The organism is Clostridium hominis, from assembly GCF_014287825.1.
GTDB classification, from domain to species: domain Bacteria; phylum Bacillota; class Clostridia; order Clostridiales; family Clostridiaceae; genus Clostridium; species Clostridium hominis.
In genome coordinates, this window is the sequence record NZ_JACOOO010000046.1 from 1 (window position 1) to 1,667 (window position 1,667).

Consider the following 1,667-nt stretch of genomic DNA (forward strand, 5'->3'; position numbering starts at 1 on the left):
CCAATTGTTCTTTGAAAATTGCACATGAATTAATATATAACTTCAAAATATATTTGAGAAGTAAGCCAAGAAATATTCTTTGTGATATTAAATGCAAAACTTTGATATAAATTGACTGAATAGGTCAAGCTACAAAGGGCGCATGGTGAATGCCTTGGCATCAGGAGCCGATGAAGGACGTGATAAGCTGCGATAAGCTTCGGGTAGGCGCACATAGCCAGTGATCCGGAGATTTCCGAATGTGGAAACACACATGGGAAACCCCATGTACCGTATAGTGAATACATAGCTATACGGAGGTAGACCTAGGGAACTGAAACATCTAAGTACCTAGAGGAAGAGAAAGAAAAATCGATTTTCTGAGTAGCGGCGAGCGAAAGGGAAAGAGCCCAAACCAGAGATTTATCTCTGGGGTTGCGGACAGAACATTAACGAGAAGTTTTCATTAACCGAACATTACTGGAAAGTAAGACCGTAGGAGGTAATAGTCCTGTAGGTGAAAGTGAAAATAATCAAGTTCTGATCCAGAGTACCACGAGACACGTGAAACCTTGTGGGAAGCAGGGAGGACCACCTCCCAAGGCTAAATACTACCTGATGACCGATAGTGAAGCAGTACCGTGAGGGAAAGGTGAAAAGAACCCCGGGAGGGGAGTGAAATAGAACCTGAAACCGTGTGCCTACAACCGGTCAGAGCCCCATACGAGGGTGATGACGTGCTTTTTGTAGAACGAGCCAACGAGTTACGGTATGTAGCAAGGTTAAGTACTTAAGGTACGGAGCCGAAGGGAAACCGAGTCTTAATAGGGCGACTAGTTGCATGCCGTAGACCCGAAACCGGGTGACCTATCCATGGCCAGGTTGAAGCGAGGGTAAAACTTCGTGGAGGACCGAACCACGTTGCTGTTGAAAAAGCATGGGATGAGCTGTGGATAGCGGAGAAATTCCAATCGAACTCGGAGATAGCTGGTTCTCCCCGAAATAGCTTTAGGGCTAGCGTCGGATATGTGTAGTGGAGGTAGAGCACTGAATGGGCTAGGGGGCGTATCGCTTACCGAACCTTATCAAACTCCGAATGCCATATACATTTAGTCCGGCAGTCAGACTACGAATGATAAGATCCGTGGTCAAAAGGGAAACAGCCCAGATCGTCAGCTAAGGTCCCAAAGTGTAAGTTAAGTGGAAAAGGATGTGGGATTTCTAAGACAACTAGGATGTTGGCTTAGAAGCAGCCACTCATTTAAAGAGTGCGTAATAGCTCACTAGTCGAGAGATCCTGCGCCGAAAATGTACCGGGGCTAAACTTACCACCGAAGCTACGGGCTTGCATTAGCAAGCGGTAGGGGAGCGTCGTAATCGGGCTGAAGTCGTACCGTAAGGAGCGGTGGACTGATTACGAGTGAGAATGTTGGCATTAGTAGCGAGATGTAGGTGAGAATCCTACAGGCCGAATATCTAAGGTTTCCTCAGGAAGGCTCGTCCGCTGAGGGTTAGTCGGGACCTAAGCCGAGGCCGAAAGGCGTAGGCGATGGACAATCGGTTGATATTCCGATACCACTACCATCGTTATTATCGAGGGTGTGACGGAGAAGGATAGTGTGTGCTAGCGATTGGAAATGCTAGTCTAAGCGTTTAGGCAGTTACGGTAGGCAAATCCGCTGTAATAT

1 rRNA gene is annotated in these 1,667 nt (G+C 47.2%); it reads left to right on the forward strand.

Features of this window, described 5'->3' with window-relative positions:
• Window positions 1-122: 122 nt before the first annotated feature.
• Window positions 123-1,667: ribosomal RNA gene (locus tag H8S20_RS18535) — 23S ribosomal RNA — on the forward strand; the annotation flags it as partial.